The sequence below is a fragment of the Azoarcus sp. TTM-91 genome (assembly GCF_012911025.1).
Taxonomy (GTDB): Bacteria; Pseudomonadota; Gammaproteobacteria; order Burkholderiales; family Rhodocyclaceae; genus Azoarcus.
On the sequence record NZ_WUEI01000041.1, the window covers coordinates 23,860 to 38,093 of the forward strand.

Here is a 14,234-nt window from a genome sequence, read left to right on the forward strand (position 1 = left end):
GAAAGCGCCCGGCAATCCAGCTCGAAGCCGTCGCGGCGATGGAATTATTAGGACGGTATATGTCGGAGGTGTGACAACGGAGCCGGGGCGGATACCCAGGCCGGCGCCTTGCGCGCCATGCGGAAAGGCCGGAAAACACCGCGGGAAAGCGCGTTTTTCCGGGGAGATTTTTCCGGGTAGAGGCTCAGCGCGGACCGGCGCGCCGCGTGAGCAGCGCCCGGGTAACACGGGAGGATGGCTCCCGGCCGAGCAAGCGGCTGATCCAGGCGGCGGTATCGACCAGGCGGTCCAGATCGAGCCCGGTCGCTATGCCCAGGCCGTGCAGCAGCCAGACCAGATCCTCGGTGGCGACGTTGCCGGCGGCGCCCGGCGCATAGGGGCAGCCGCCCAGGCCAGCGACCGAGGCGTCGAAGGTGGCGATGCCCAGCTGCAGCGAGGCGTAGACGTTGGCTGCGGCCATGCCGTAGGTGTCGTGGTAGTGGCCGGCGAGGCGCTGTGGCGGCAGATGGCGCATCACCGCTTCCAGCATGTGGCTGATACTGGTGGGGTTGCCCACGCCTATCGTGTCGCCCAGCGAGATTTCCTCGCAGCCCATGTCGGCCAGCGCGCTGGCCACCGCGGCGACCGCCGCCGGCGCGACCTCGCCTTCGTAAGGACAGCCGGCGACGCAGGACACATAGCCGCGCACCCGCGCCTGCGCCTGCCTCGCCCGCTCCACCACCGGCTGGAAGCGCTGCAGGGATTCGGCGACGGAGCAGTTGATGTTGCGCCGGCTGAAGCTCTCGGAGGCCGCGGCGAACACCGCGACCTCGGTGGCGCCCGCTGCCAGCGCGGCCTCCAGGCCTCTCAGATTGGGCACCAGCACCGGGTAGCCGACGCCCGGCCTGGCGTCGGCGAGCACGCCGGCCAGCACTGCCGCGGCGTCCGCCATCTGCGGCACCCACTTGGGCGAGACGAAGGCGGCTACCTCGATGCTGCGCAGGCCGGCGTCCTGCAGGCGGCGTATCAGCATCAGCTTGTCCGCGATGGCGATGGGCTGGCGCTCGTTCTGCAGGCCGTCGCGCGGGCCGACCTCGACGATGCGGACCTCGGCCGGCAGCTTCATGGCGCCGCCTCCGCCTGCGGCGTGGCCGTCGGCTCGAAATCCAGCAGCTCGGCGCCCTCCTCGACCTGCTCGCCCAGCCGGTAACGCAGCTTCTTCACCACGCCGGCGGCAGGCGCGACGATGGTGTGTTCCATCTTCATCGCCTCCAGCACCAGCAGCGGCGTGCCCTTCTCGACACTGGCATCCTCTTCCACCAGCACCGCGATCACCTTGCCCGGCATCGGTGCGTGCAGGTGGCCGTCGCCGCCTTCCTCCCGCCGCTCGCCAGCGTGGTGCAGCGGCGGCAGGAAGCTCAGTTGCCAGCTGCGACCGCGCAGGAAAAGCGTGCGGCGCTCGCCGTCGGCGATGAGCTTCGCCTTCAGCCTGACGCCGTCCAGCGTCACCGCCAGTTGGCCCGCCGCGCTGGAAGTGACCTCGGCGTGGATCTCCCTGCCCGCCAGTCGCAGTAGGTAGGCCGCCGGGCCGCGAGGCGTCACCTCGATCTGCATCGCCCCGGCATCGCCTTCGGGAGGCGACGGCGGCACGGTGTGGAAGGCGAAGCGGCGGCTGGCCTCCGCATTCATCCTCCAGCCATCGCAGGCATGCCAGGGCGAGGCTGGTTCGGCACTGCGGCTGGCCAATGCCGCCGCCTCCACCTGCTGGCGCAGCAGCTCGTCCAGGGCGGCAACGCACCAGGCTTCGTCCGGCACCGGCTCGGCGGCGGGAAAGAGCCAGGCCTGTTCCCGCGCTATCAGGCCGGTATCCAGGTCGGCGGCGGCGAAGGCCGGGCTGGTCACCAGCCGGCCGAGGAAGTCGATATTGTTGGCGACGCCGGCCACCTGGAAATCCGCCAGCGCCTGCCGCATCCGCGCCAGCGCGCGGGCGCGGTTCTGGTTGTCGTCCATGTCCGCGTCCGCAGCCTCGTCCCAGACGACGAGCTTGGCGATCATCGGGTCGTAGTGCGGACCGATCTCGTCGCCCTGCTCCACGCCGGCATCCACCCGCACATGGCGGTTCTGCGCCGGCAGGGCCAGGTGCTGCAGACGGCCGGTGGCGGGCAGGAAGCCCCGCGCCGGGTCCTCGGCGTAGATGCGGGCCTCCAGCGCATGGCCGCGGATGCGCAGCTCGGGCTGCGCCAGCGGCAGCGGCTCGCCGGCCGCCACCCGCAGCTGCCATTCGACCAGGTCCAGGCCGGTGATCATCTCAGTCACCGGGTGTTCCACCTGCAGCCGGGTGTTCATCTCCATGAAGTAGAACGGGCCGCCGCGCAGGAAATCCTCGCCGGCGATGAACTCCACCGTACCGGCGCCGACGTAGCCCACCGCCCTGGCCGCCTCCACCGCGGCGCGGCCCATCTCGGCGCGGCGCCCGGCGCTCATGCCGGGCGCAGGCGCTTCCTCCAGCACCTTCTGGTGGCGGCGCTGCACCGAGCAGTCGCGCTCGAACAGGTGCACATAGTTGCCGTGGCGGTCGCCGAACACCTGGAGCTCGATGTGACGCGGCCGCGTCAGGTAGCGCTCCAGCAGCACATGCGCGCTGCCGAAGCTGGCTGCCGCCTCGCGCTGGCAGGACGCCAGGGCGGCGGCGAAGTCCGCGCCGCGCTCCACCCGGCGCATGCCCTTGCCGCCGCCACCGGCCGCGGCCTTGATCAGCAGCGGGTAGCCGATGGCATCCGCCTGCGCCTGTAGATGGGCGGGCGACTGCTCGTCGCCGTGGTAGCCCGGCGCCAGCGGCACGCCGGCCTGCTGCATCAGCTTCTTGGCTTCGGACTTGGAGCCCATGGCCTGGATGGCGGCGGCCGGCGGGCCGATGAAGACGAGGCCGGCGGCCTCGCAGGCGGCGCAGAAACCGGCGTTCTCAGACAGGAAGCCGTAGCCGGGGTGGACGGCCTGGGCGCCGCTGGCGAGCGCGGCGGCGATGATGCGGTCGCCGGCGAGGTAGCTCTCCCGCGCCGGCGCCGGGCCGATGCGCAGCGCCTCGTCGGCCAGGCGCACATGGCGGGCGCCGGCGTCCGCATCGGAATACACCGCCACGGTGCTGATGCCCATGCGCCTGGCGGTACGGATGACGCGGCAGGCGATCTCTCCGCGGTTGGCGATCAGGATCTTGCTGAACATCCGGTTTCTCCTGCGCAGGCTCAGGCGGCCGCCGGCCGTGGGCGAAACAGCCGGCGGATGAAGCGCCACAGCATCACGATCAGGGCCAGCGCCAGCAGCAGGAACACCGCCAGCCCGACGAGGAAGTACAGCGGGTGATGCAGCAACGTCCACAGGCCGCCAAGGAAGAGCGCGTCCTCGCCCAGCGAGGCGCCGACGTTGCTGGCCGGCTCCGGGGAGGTGTTGATCGCGGCGCGGGCGCCGGCCTTGGCGAAATGGGTGCCCGCCGCCAGTGTGCCGCCGGCCAGCGCGGCGGCCACCTGCACGGCGCCGCCCTGGTCGCCCATCACTGCCGCGGCCAGCGCCGCGCCGGCGGGGATGCGGATGAAGGTATGCAGCGCATCCCACAGCGAGTCCAGCCAGGGCAGCTTGTCGGCGAAGAACTCGGTAACCAGCATCAATGCCGACAGCCCCAGCACCAGCGGGTGGCTCAGCACCTCCAGCCCGCCGGGCAGCTGCACGCCGCCGAAGCGCCCCAGCGCGCCGAGGGCGAACACCAGCGCATAGAGCCGCAGCCCGCTCGCCCAGCCGACGCCGGCTGTCAGCACCGCCAGCGAGGCGAGGTCCAGCGGCAGTCCGCGCCAGTCCAGCAGCGGCGTCATGGCCTGGAGGGTGCCGCTGAGTCCGCTGAGTCCGCTGAGTCCGCCCAGATCGCTCAGGCCGTCCATGCCGACGCCCTCATTTTTCTGCCCGGTCCTTCGACACCCAGCTCGGCGGGCGTTTGGCGAGAAAGGCCGCCAGCCCTTCCTGCGCCTCGGCAGTAGTCCGCAATTCGGCGATGCGGCGGGCGGTGTCCTCTGCCAGCGCCTCATCCACCGGCCGCATGGCCACCGCCCGGATCAGCGCCTTGGCCGCTGCCTGCGCATCCGGCCCGCCCTGCAGCAGGGCGGCGGCGATCTCCGCCACCCGGGCGTCCAGCGCCGCATCCTCCACGACTTCATGGACCAGCCCGAGCAGGGCCGCACGCGCAGCCGGAATCCGCTCGGCGCTGAGGAAGTAGCGGCTGGCCTGGCGCTCGCCGATGGCCCGGATCACGTAAGGGCCTATCGCCGCCGGGATGATGCCCAGGCGCACCTCCGAGGTGGCGAACACCGCCTTTTCGCCGGCAATGCAGATATCGCAGGCGGCCGCCAGCCCCAAGCCGCCGCCCAGCGCCGCGCCCTGCACCCGGGCGATGGTGGGTTTGCGCATCTCCGCCAGCGTGCTCAGCATGCCGGCGAGCTTGCGCGCGTCCGCCAGGTTTTCCGCCGGGCTGGCCTGGCCGGCGGCTTTCATCCAGTTGAGGTCGGCGCCGGCGGAAAAGCTCTTGCCGCGACCGGCCAGCACCAGCAGGCGCACGCCCGCGTCCTCGCCCAGCGCGCGGCAGGCGGCGTCCAACTCGGCGATCAGCCGGGCGTTGAAGGCGTTGTGCACCTCGGGGCGGTTCATCCACAGGGTGGCGACGGCCCCTTCCTTCACGATTTCCAGCGTTTCGTACATGCCCGCCTCCTACATCCGGAACACGCCGAAGCGGGTCTCGGGAATCGGCGCGTTCAGCGCGGCGGACAGGCTGAGGCCGAGGACGCGCCGCGTCTGCGCCGGGTCTATCACGCCGTCGTCCCACAGCCGCGCGGTGGCGTAGTAGGGATGGCCCTGGGCCTCGTACTGCGCGCGGATGGGCGCCTTGAAAGCCTCTTCCTCTTCCGCGCTCCAGTCGCCGCCCTTGGCCGCGATGCCGTCGCGGCGCACGGTGGCGAGCACGCTGGCGGCCTGCTCGCCGCCCATCACGCTGATGCGCGCGTTCGGCCACATCCACAGGAAGCGCGGCGAGTAGGCGCGGCCGCACATGCCGTAGTTGCCGGCGCCGAAGCTGCCGCCGATGAGGGTGGTGATCTTGGGTACCTGCACGGTGGCCACGGCCGTCACCATCTTGGCGCCATCCTTGGCGATGCCGCCGTTCTCGTATTTGCGGCCGACCATGAAACCGGTGATGTTCTGCAGGAAGAGCAGCGGAATGCCGCGCTGGCCACACAGCTCGATGAAGTGCGCGCCCTTCTGCGCCGATTCGCCGAACAGGATGCCGTTGTTGGCGAGGATGCCTACCGGGCAGCCGTAGAGCCGGGCGAAGCCGGTGACCAGCGTGCTGCCGTAGCGGGCCTTGAACTCGTCGAAGCGGGAGCCATCCACCACCCGGGCGATGATCTCGCGCACGTCGTAGGGCTTGCGGCTGTCGGCGGGCAGGATGCCGTAGATCTCCTCCGGGTCGTACAGCGGCGCCTCTCCTTCGCCGACGGCCAGCGCCGGCCGCTTGCGGCGGTTGAGGTTGGCGACGATGCGGCGGGCGATCAGCAGCGCATGGGCGTCGTCTTCCGCCAGGTGGTCGGCGACGCCGGAGAGCCGGGTGTGCACATCGCCGCCGCCCAGATCCTCCGCGCTCACCACCTCGCCGGTGGCCGCCCTCACCAGCGGCGGGCCGCCGAGGAAGATGGTGCCCTGGTCGCGGACGATCACGGTTTCGTCGGACATCGCCGGCACGTAGGCGCCGCCGGCGGTGCAGGAGCCCATCACCACCGCGATCTGCGGGATGCCGCTGGCGGACATGGTGGCCTGGTTGTAGAAGATGCGGCCGAAGTGCTCGCGGTCGGGGAACACCTCGTCCTGCCGGGGCAGGAAGGCGCCGCCGGAATCCACCAGGTAGAGGCAGGGCAGCTGGTTGTGCTGGGCGATTTCCTGCGCCCGCAGGTGCTTCTTCACCGTCATCGGGTAATAGGTGCCGCCCTTCACCGTGGCGTCGTTGGCGATGACCATGCACTCCACCCCCTGTACCCGCCCGACGCCGGCGATGAGGCCGGCGGCCGGCGCCTCGCCGTCGTACATGCCGTGGGCGGCGAGCTGGCCGATTTCCAGGAAGGCCGAACCGGGGTCCAGCAGCTGCTCCACCCGCTGCCGCGGCAGCAGCTTGCCGCGGGCGGTGTGCCTGGCCCGCGCCGCTTCACCGCCGCCCAGCGACACCTCGGCCACCCTCGCGCGGAGATCGTCCACCAGCTGGCGCAGCGCGGCGGCGTTGGCCTGGAAGGCTGCGCCGCGGACGTCGATCGCGGATTTGATGACGCTCATGCGCGGCTCCTTGCTGCTGCGGCCGGGTCACGGCCGGAGCAGGCCGGCAACCTCACCGCTGATGGTCGCATGGGCAGCATCCGCATCTCAGGCCGTCTCCGCGAACAGCTCGCGGCCGATCAGCATCCGCCGGATCTCGCTGGTGCCGGCGCCGATCTCGTACAGCTTGGCATCGCGCCACAGGCGGCCCACCGGATACTCATTGGTGTAGCCGACGCCGCCCAGCGCCTGGATGGCCTCGCCCGCCATCCAGGTGGCCTTCTCCGCCGAATACAGGATGGCGCCGGCGGCGTCCTTGCGCAGCGTGCGGGCATGCGCCGCGCTGTCGCAGGCGCGGCCGACCGCGTAGACATAGGCGCGGGTCGCCATCCAGGTGGAGTACATGTCGGCGAGCTTGCCCTGCATCAGCTGGAACTCGCCTATCGGCTGGCCGAACTGCCTGCGCTCGTGCAGGTAGGGCAGCACCACGTCCATGCAGGCGGCCATGATGCCCAGCGGGCCGCCGCACAGCACCGCGCGCTCGTAGTCCAGGCCGCTCATCAGCACCTGGGCGCCCTTGCCGACGGCGCCCAGCACGTTCTCTTCCGGCACTTCCACGTCGTCGAAGAACAGCGGGTAGGTGTTGGAGCCGCGCATGCCCAGCTTGTCCAGGTGCTTGCCGTGGCCGAAGCCCTTCATGCCCTTCTCGACGATGAAGGCAGTGAGTCCGGCCTTGCCGGTGGCGCCGGCGGCATCGCTGCGGGCATAGACGACCAGGACATCGGCGTCGCCGCCATTGGTGATCCACATCTTGCTGCCGTTGAGGCGGTAGCGGTCGCCGACCTTGTCGGCGCGCAGCTGCATCGCCATCACGTCCGAGCCGGCGCCCGGTTCGGACATCGCCAGCGCGCCGACCTGCTCGCCGGCAATCAGCCCCGGCAGGTAGCGCCGCTTCTGCGCCTCGCTGCCGTTGCGGCGGATCTGGTTGATGCAGAGATTGGAGTGGGCGCCGTAGGACAGGCCCACCGCGGCCGAGGCGCGCGACACTTCCTCCAGCGCCACGATGTGCGCCAGATAGCCCAGGCCGGCGCCGCCGTACTCCTCCTCGGCGGTGATGCCATGCAGCCCCAGGCTGCCGAGCTTGCGCCAGAGGTCGGCGGGGAAGCGGTTCTCGCGGTCGATCTCGGCCGCGCGCGGCGCGATCTCCTCGGCGGCGAAGCGCCGCACGCTGTCGCGCAGCGCCTCCACCGTGTCGCCGAGCTGGAAGTCCAGGCTGGGAATCTGCATCGCGCTCTCCTCCTCGTTCTTGTGCGAGGGCCGCGCCTGCAAGCGCTTGCGCGTGGCGGCGGACCACGCTCTCAGCCTAGTCGCCGGCAGGCCGCGCGCAGGGCCAAAGAGGTTGCAAATCGTGCCATCCGGTCTAGCATGCGGCGGATGACGGATACCGCTCCCCGCCCGCCGCCACCGCCGCTCGCCCAAGACCCTCGACTGAGCGTCGCGGCCACGCCGATGGCCTTCATATGCGCAATCGTGGACGCCTACCGGCTGCGTGGCCTGTCGCCGGAGAAGGCGCTCGCACTGGCACATATCGCGCCGCAGCAACTGCAGCAGGAAGAGGCGCGCGTCACCGCGCTGCAACTGGAGTTGATGTCTGCCGCCGCCATGCAGGAACTGGACGACGAAGCGCTGGGCTGGTTCTGCCGCCGCCTGCCCTGGGGCAGCTACGGCATGCTGTGCCGCGCCTCGCTGGGCGCAGCCGACCTCGGCCTGGCGATCCGGCGCTGGTGTCGCCATCACCGCCTGCTTACCGAAGATGTGTCCATGCGGCTGGAGACCGCCGACGGCCGCGCCACCCTCAGCCTGCGCAGGACTGCCGAGCCGCCCGGCCTCAGCGCCGGCATGCGCGAGTTCTGCAGCCTCACCCTGCTGCGCTACCTGCTGGGCTATGCCTGCTGGGCGGTGGATTCCCGCATCGTGCTGCAAGGCGCCGGCTTTCCCTTCCCGCCGCCGGCGCATGCCGGGGTCTATCCCCTGCTCTTCTCCGGTCCGGTGCGCTTCGACCAGGCTTGCGCCTGGGTGAGCTTCGACGCGGATTACCTTGCGCTGCCGCTGCGCCGCGACTCCCGCGAGCTGGACCTGATGCTGAAGCGCGCCCTGCCGCTCACCGTGCTGCAGTACCGCCGCGACCGCCTGCTGGTGCAGCGCGTGCGCGAAGCCCTGCGGGCGCAGACCGCCGATCTCGGCAGCCAGGGGCTCACCGCCGAAGCCATCGCCGGCCGCCTCAACCTCTCCACCCGCACGCTGCACCGCCAGCTGCGGGAGGAAGGCGCCTCGCTGCAGCAGTTGAAGGACGAGGTGCGCTTCGCCGTCGCCGCCGAACTGCTGACCCGCAGCCAGCGCCCGGTGAAGCAGATCGCGCTCGCGGCCGGCTTCAACAACGAGAAGAGCTTCTCGCGCGCCTTCCGCTCATGGAGCGGAAAATCGCCGCTGGCCTATCGGGAGGGCCGGTAAGCCAGGCCCGCGGCCTCTCAGCCGCTCATTTCCACCCTGCGGAAAGAGCCCCTGCCCTTTGCCCCGCCGCCTCACCTGGCGGGGTCAAGCCCCTAGGTGCGCACCGCCGCGTACAGGGTCTTGATCAAGTCGGACTGGGTGATGATGCCCACCAGCCGGCGCTGGCCGTCGATGATGGGGATGTGGCGATGGCCGCCCTCGGAGAACACCGGCACCAGGTCGATGAGCAGGCGGTCGGCGCTGGACACCCGCACCTGCCGGCTCATGATCTGGCCCACCGTGTGCGCCGCCGGCTGCAGCCGGCTCTTGGCCTGGCGGAACAGCGCCCGCAACCGGTGGGTCAGGCCCTCATGGGCATCCAAGTCCACCTGGCGCATGAAATCGGCCACCGTCACGATGCCTATCAGGTGATGCTGGCTGTCGGTTACCGGCAGGGCCTTGACCTTGTGGCTGCGCATCAGCCCCCAGGCCTGCCGCAGCGACATATCCGCCCGCGCGGTGATGGGCGCCGGCGTCATCGCCTGGCCGCAGCGCAGGTCGCCCAGGGTGCGCTGGTAGGCGGCCGCCTCGGCATCCTCCAGCAGCGCCTCCAGGTCGTCGCGGCTGATATCGAGGATCTGGTTGTAGCGCGCCAGCGCCGCGTCCAGATCGAGGCGCCGAAGATGGCCGCTCTCCGGCTCCGCCGCCACCGCGCGCTCCACATGGGGCCAGCGCCGCCGGGTGAGGTTGTTGTAGAGCAGCCCCGCGCTCACCAGCAGGGCCGAGTCCAGCAATACCGGGGCCAGGGCGAAGCCGAAGTCATGGCAGTCGATCAACACCATCAGCAAGGCCGAGGCCCCGCCGGGCGGATGCAGGCAGCGCAGGGCGAGCATCAGCCCGATCGCCAGCCCCACCGCCAGCGCCGCGGCAAAAGCCGCGTCCGGGATCCAGCGGGCGCAGGCGATGCCGACCAGCGCCGACAAGGTGTTGCCGCCTATCACCGACCAGGGCTGGGCGAGTGGACTCGCCGGAACGGCGAACACCAGCACTGCGCTCGCGCCCAGTGGCGCGACCAGCGCCGCCGCCAGCGCTCCGTGGCCAGCGGCGCCGCTACCCTGCACCAGCCATGTTCCGCCCAGCGCGGCGACGAGTATCCCCAGCGCCGCGCCGCAACTGGCCCGCAGGCGTTCCCGGTAGTCGATGGAAAAAGGCTTGGGCCAGAGCGCCTTCGCGCTGGCGAGGAAGGCTGCGCGAAGGCGCTGGAAGAAGGTCGTGCTTGGAATCTCTGACATGGCAACCCACTGCCACGCCACGTCGTCTGACGGGCGGGTTCTACGAACAAGGAGGACCGGTCGGTCCCCACTGCGAGCGGCGTTGCTTGCGGATTTCCGCGCCTTTGCGGAGGCCGGATTCTAGCGTGTCTGACAGCGGCTTGTCGGTGGGTGGAAGCCTGACGATGCCGGATCGTTGCGGCCCGGTGATGCCTCCGCCGGCCAGCCCGCGCCGCAACTGCGGGCCGCTGCCTCAACCGAGGCCGCGCGCCATCAGGCTTGCGCACAGCAGGATGGGCGGGACCAGGATCAGCTGCGCCATCATCCATCGCCGCAGCGCCCGTAGCTCTCCGCAGCCGGGCAGCCCGGCGCGCCGGCGCCAGCCGAGGATGCGCAGAGTGGGCCTGAGCGAGAGCAGCCCGATCGCCAGGAAACAGGCCAGCTTCACCCAGAAGGCCTGACTGCCCAGGTAGTAGGCCCAGCCCTTCGCACCCCACAACAGCCTGGCACCGCCGGCCAGCAGCAACAGACCGGCCACCGCGCCGTAGCTCATGTCCAGCCGCGCCAGCAGGGTGACGAGGCGGCGTTCCGGCGGTTGGCCGGCCACGGCCCATTCGGCGAACAGCAGCGCCGCCAGCGCAAAGGCCAGAAGGTGATGGCCGGCGGCGAGGAGGGCATCCAGCAAGTTAGGATTCATGCCCGCGCGCCCCCTTCGGCCGCCCTGCCGTCTGCCCCCTCTGCCGGTGCCGCGAACGGCCACGCGCCCACGCAATACAAGGCCCAGGCGATGAACAGCGGCTGGAAGAGCGGCCGCACCCAGAAGTACCAGGCACCGAAATCCAGCCCGCTGACCGTCTGCCCCTTCAACGCCACATTGATGTTCGCCGCCACCACGCAGACCAGCATGACGGCCAGCCAGATGCCCGCCTGCCGCCGCAGCCCCGGCAAGCCCAGCCGCGCGAGGAGCGTGGCCGGCAGCAGCAGGCCGATCGCACCCGCGATCTCGGCTAAGCCGGTGAAATACACCAACGCCATCGCATGAGCCGCGAGCGCGTCCGGAATCATGGGCGCGTACCGGGTGGCCGCGTTGAGGAAGTGATCGCAGCCGGTGAAGAGGAAACCCAGCGCCAGCCCCCAGCGCATTGCCCCACGCAGGCAGAGCGCCCTGCCGGCAAGCCGCGAAAGTGCCCAGGAAAGCCCGGCCGCCACGGAAATCAGTACAAGAAAGCTCATGGAGAACTCCAGAGTGTTTACAATGGAAACATTGTTACTCTGGAATGTTAACGACGTCAACATGAGGAATGTCCGATGAGCAGCAGCTACCACCACGGTGACCTGAAGGCGGCGCTGCTCGCCTATGCGCGCGAGCAGATGGAACACGCCGGCTTCGACGGACTGTCCATGCGGGAGATGGCAAAAGCCGTGGGCGTCTCGCACACCGCGGCCTATCGCCACTTCGCCGACAAACAGGCGCTGCTGGACGTCGTCGCCACCGACAGCTTTTCCGAATTGCTGGAATTGACTCGCCAGGGCGCCGCGTCGGCCCCGGCCGAACCGAGAAGCCGGCTGCACGCCAGCGGGATGGCTTATGTGCGCTTCGGCCTCGGCGCGCCCCGCCGGCTGGCGCACATGTTCAGCGCGATGGATGCCCCGCAGGCCAGCGCATCCTTGCGGGCCGCCGGTTTCGGGCTGTTCGCTTTCCTGGAGGGCCTGGTGGGCGCCGGCCAGGTTGCAGGGGTGTTCCGCGCCGGCGATACGCACCAGTTATCGCGCGCCTGCTGGGCGATGGTGCACGGCCTCGCCACGCTGCCCAGCCTCGCCCGCCTCGCCCATTCCGGCACGGAACTGGAAACCGGACTGCGCAGCGCCGAGGAGGCGCTGGCGGTATTCCTGGACGGGCTGGCCAGGATGTGAGCAGGCGCGTGCCCTGGCCCGTGGCAGCAATATCGCTTGCGGGGTCCGGGCCGTCCGGGAAGGGCAGGAAGGTCTTGGCCCCGCCGAGGTGGCACTGCGGCAGCGGCCCGCGCTTGTCACACCCTGCCCTGCAGGCCGGTAAGAGGCCGCGTCGTGGCGAGAAGTCCTGAACCTGACCGATCCCAGGCGAGAGGCGCGGAAGCGCCAGGTCACCTGCTGGCGGAGCCGCTTACGGGCTTCCTCGGCCCCACGGCCTGGCGCCCGCTCGTCATCGCATCGCGGCGGCCACACCGCGCCCCTCCGCACAGCCCGGCCCAGCCTCAGTCCGTGCCCTGCCCCAGCAGCACGCCGTTCACCGTCACGCCATAGAGATTCACGCCGTCATTGGCGTGGTAGCGCAAGCGCGTCTTCTCGATCGAGCCGTCCACCAGCCGCGGGTCCTGCGGGCGTTCGTGGCTGTTCATGAAGGCGGCCACATGCCAGGCCTCTTCGTCGCTCAAGGAGCGGCCCTTGCCCAGCGGCATGCTCTCCTTGATGAAGGCGGCGGCAGTGTTGATGCGGTGCATGCCGGCGCCCCAGTTGAACGAGTCCTTGCCCCACAAGGGCGGGAAGACGTAATCGTCGCCGGACTTCTGCCCTTGGCCCTGATCGCCGTGGCACACCGCGCACTGAGCTGCGTAGATGGCCTTGCCCTTGGCGATGTCGTAGCCGCCTTTGGGCTGCGGGATCTCCGGATAGGCACGGCCGGGCTGTTCCTTGCCCACCGGAGCGCCGGTGGCGAGCCAGTAGGAATAAGCCGTGAGTGCGTTCAGCACCTTGCCGTCGGCCGGCGGCGGCTTGCCGTTCATGCTGAACTGGAAGCAGCCTTGGATGCGCTCGGCGTAGGAGTTCACCTTGTCGTTCTTCTTCCGGTAGGCCGGATACATCGGGTAGGCGCCCCACAAGGGTGCGGAGTCCGCCTTGCGTCCCTGTTCCAGATGGCAATTGCTGCAGTTCATGCCGTTGTCGACGTACTCGGCGGCAAGCTTGCGGGTGTCGACGAAGATGGCGCGGCCTTCGCGCACCAGCTTGCCGAAGGCATTGTCCGGCAGGTCGGCTTCCCGCGGCGGCGTGAAAGCGGCGGGCCGCGCCTGGGCCGTCGCCGGTTTGGGCGTCAGCTGGGACTGATCGTCCATCGCGATACCGGCGGCCCAGGCCGACACCGTCCAGAGCGGAGCGGCGGCTAGCGCGAAGAGCAGGCTGAAACGTTTCATTGCGGCACCCTCCACTCGGCCAGGCCGGCGAAGTACTCGGAGACCGCCTTCACCTCTTCCTCGCTCAAGCCGCGGGCGATGTGGCCCATGAGGTCGTTGGGATCGTTCTTGCGCGTGCCCTGGCGCCAGGCGTTCAACTGCGCGGCCAGGTACTCGGGCGACTGCCCGGCGAGCGGCGGAAATCCACCGCCCACGCCGGCGCCGCCGGGCCCGTGGCAGGCCACGCACTCGGGAATGTTGCGCTCCCAGGCGCCCCGCAGTGCCAGCGTGGCGCCCATGCCCGAGGCTTCGTCGGCACGGGTGACCCGCTTGATGACCGGGCCGGGCATCGCCGACACCCTGCTCGCCACCGCCGCGATTTCGCCTTCGCTCAGTGCCTGGGCGATGGGCTGCATCACCGGATTGATGCGGCTGCCGCTGCGGAAATCGGCCAGCTGTTTCGCCACATAGGCCGCGGAGACGCCGGCCAGCGCCGGAAAACCGGCGGCGCCCAGGCCCTGCCCATCCGCGCCGTGACAGCTGGTACAGGCGACCGCGACTGGATTCGCCCCGCCTTCCCGGTAGATCTTTCCGCCATCGGCGGCGAAGCCCGGCCCTGCTGCAAGCAACGCAGCCAGTATCACGGGCCTGGCGCACCGCAGAGTTGCGCTAAGCATGGTGAATCTCCCCCTGTCGGAGTTGGGCCGGCGGCCGCTACCCCGTTCTTTTGTTGATGTGTCTTTGACGTCTGAATCTTCGACGAAAGCACAATCCGGGAACCATAGGAAAAGAAGCATATTCAGCAGCACGCGAAAATATGCTAGGCGTCGCGCGAGCAGGCCATGCAGCGGGAGATTGCGCGGCAACAGGGCGGTTGCGGCGCACCGATTACCCCTGGGGAAAATAGGGAAAAACATCTAGGCGGCTTGTCCTTACAGCCGATTCGGCGCCGGCCCGGCTCTCCTAAAGTCGTAGCCACTCCCCGAACGACTGGAGCCCTGCCATGAAGTCC

Annotated in this window: 13 protein-coding genes; 2 read left to right on the forward strand and 11 right to left on the reverse strand. The window is 70.1% G+C overall.

Annotation, left to right across the window (positions count from 1 at the left end; all coding sequences use genetic code 11):
- Positions 1 to 184: 184 nt before the first annotated feature.
- The 6 genes from GRF61_RS12850 to GRF61_RS12875 form a co-directional block, all read right to left on the reverse strand.
- Positions 185 to 1,105, reverse strand: coding sequence for a hydroxymethylglutaryl-CoA lyase (locus GRF61_RS12850; RefSeq protein ID WP_169151048.1), 921 nt, complete (start codon positions 1,103 to 1,105; stop codon positions 185 to 187).
- Positions 1,102 to 3,201, reverse strand: coding sequence for an acetyl/propionyl/methylcrotonyl-CoA carboxylase subunit alpha (locus GRF61_RS12855; RefSeq protein WP_169151049.1), 2,100 nt, complete (start codon positions 3,199 to 3,201; stop codon positions 1,102 to 1,104). Before GRF61_RS12855 ends, GRF61_RS12850 begins: the two co-directional genes overlap by 4 nt.
- A 20-nt stretch (positions 3,202 to 3,221) precedes the next feature.
- The gene (locus GRF61_RS12860) at positions 3,222 to 3,908 is read right to left on the reverse strand and encodes a DUF4126 domain-containing protein (RefSeq protein WP_248281222.1); all 687 of its coding nucleotides are present in this window, start codon (positions 3,906 to 3,908) and stop codon (positions 3,222 to 3,224) included.
- 10 nt (positions 3,909 to 3,918) lie between these two features.
- Positions 3,919 to 4,719: an enoyl-CoA hydratase/isomerase family protein gene (locus tag GRF61_RS12865; protein WP_169151050.1), complete on the reverse strand. Its 801-nt coding sequence runs from the start codon at positions 4,717 to 4,719 to the stop codon at positions 3,919 to 3,921.
- 9 nt (positions 4,720 to 4,728) lie between these two features.
- Positions 4,729 to 6,336: a carboxyl transferase domain-containing protein gene (locus GRF61_RS12870; RefSeq protein ID WP_169151051.1), complete on the reverse strand. Its 1,608-nt coding sequence runs from the start codon at positions 6,334 to 6,336 to the stop codon at positions 4,729 to 4,731.
- Positions 6,337 to 6,423: 87 nt separating this feature from the next.
- The gene (locus GRF61_RS12875; protein ID WP_169151052.1) at positions 6,424 to 7,602 is read right to left on the reverse strand and encodes an isovaleryl-CoA dehydrogenase; all 1,179 of its coding nucleotides are present in this window, start codon (positions 7,600 to 7,602) and stop codon (positions 6,424 to 6,426) included.
- 222 nt (positions 7,603 to 7,824) lie between these two features.
- Here GRF61_RS12875 and GRF61_RS12880 point away from each other — a divergent pair, with 222 nt between their 5' ends.
- Positions 7,825 to 8,826 carry an AraC family transcriptional regulator gene (locus GRF61_RS12880; RefSeq protein WP_248281223.1) on the forward strand — a complete coding sequence of 334 codons (1,002 nt, stop codon included), beginning with the start codon at positions 7,825 to 7,827 and terminating at the stop codon, positions 8,824 to 8,826.
- A gap of 92 nt (positions 8,827 to 8,918) precedes the next feature.
- Here the strand turns inward: GRF61_RS12880 and GRF61_RS12885 are convergent, their stop codons facing one another.
- From GRF61_RS12885 to GRF61_RS12895, 3 genes are all read right to left on the reverse strand, one after another.
- Entirely contained in the window at positions 8,919 to 10,097 is a 1,179-nt protein-coding gene (locus tag GRF61_RS12885) for an HPP family protein (RefSeq protein ID WP_169151054.1), read from the reverse strand.
- 232 nt (positions 10,098 to 10,329) lie between these two features.
- Positions 10,330 to 10,773, reverse strand: coding sequence for a DUF2214 family protein (locus GRF61_RS12890; RefSeq protein ID WP_169151055.1), 444 nt, complete (start codon positions 10,771 to 10,773; stop codon positions 10,330 to 10,332).
- A complete protein-coding gene (locus GRF61_RS12895) occupies positions 10,770 to 11,309 on the reverse strand; it encodes a DoxX family protein (protein ID WP_169151056.1) in 540 nt (179 codons plus the stop codon). The genes GRF61_RS12890 and GRF61_RS12895 overlap by 4 nt, the downstream gene beginning before the upstream one ends.
- Before the next feature lie 75 nt (positions 11,310 to 11,384).
- Here GRF61_RS12895 and GRF61_RS12900 point away from each other — a divergent pair, with 75 nt between their 5' ends.
- On the forward strand, positions 11,385 to 11,990 hold the full coding sequence (locus GRF61_RS12900; RefSeq protein WP_169151057.1) for a TetR/AcrR family transcriptional regulator: 606 nt from the start codon (positions 11,385 to 11,387) through the stop codon (positions 11,988 to 11,990).
- A 320-nt stretch (positions 11,991 to 12,310) separates the two neighbouring features.
- Here GRF61_RS12900 and GRF61_RS12905 read toward each other — a convergent pair whose 3' ends face one another.
- The gene (locus tag GRF61_RS12905) at positions 12,311 to 13,243 is read right to left on the reverse strand and encodes a c-type cytochrome (protein WP_169151058.1); all 933 of its coding nucleotides are present in this window, start codon (positions 13,241 to 13,243) and stop codon (positions 12,311 to 12,313) included.
- Positions 13,240 to 13,899, reverse strand: a complete 660-nt coding sequence (locus GRF61_RS12910; RefSeq protein WP_169151059.1) for a c-type cytochrome — start codon at positions 13,897 to 13,899, stop codon at positions 13,240 to 13,242. Before GRF61_RS12910 ends, GRF61_RS12905 begins: the two co-directional genes overlap by 4 nt.
- Between the last annotated feature and the right edge of the window lie 335 nt (positions 13,900 to 14,234).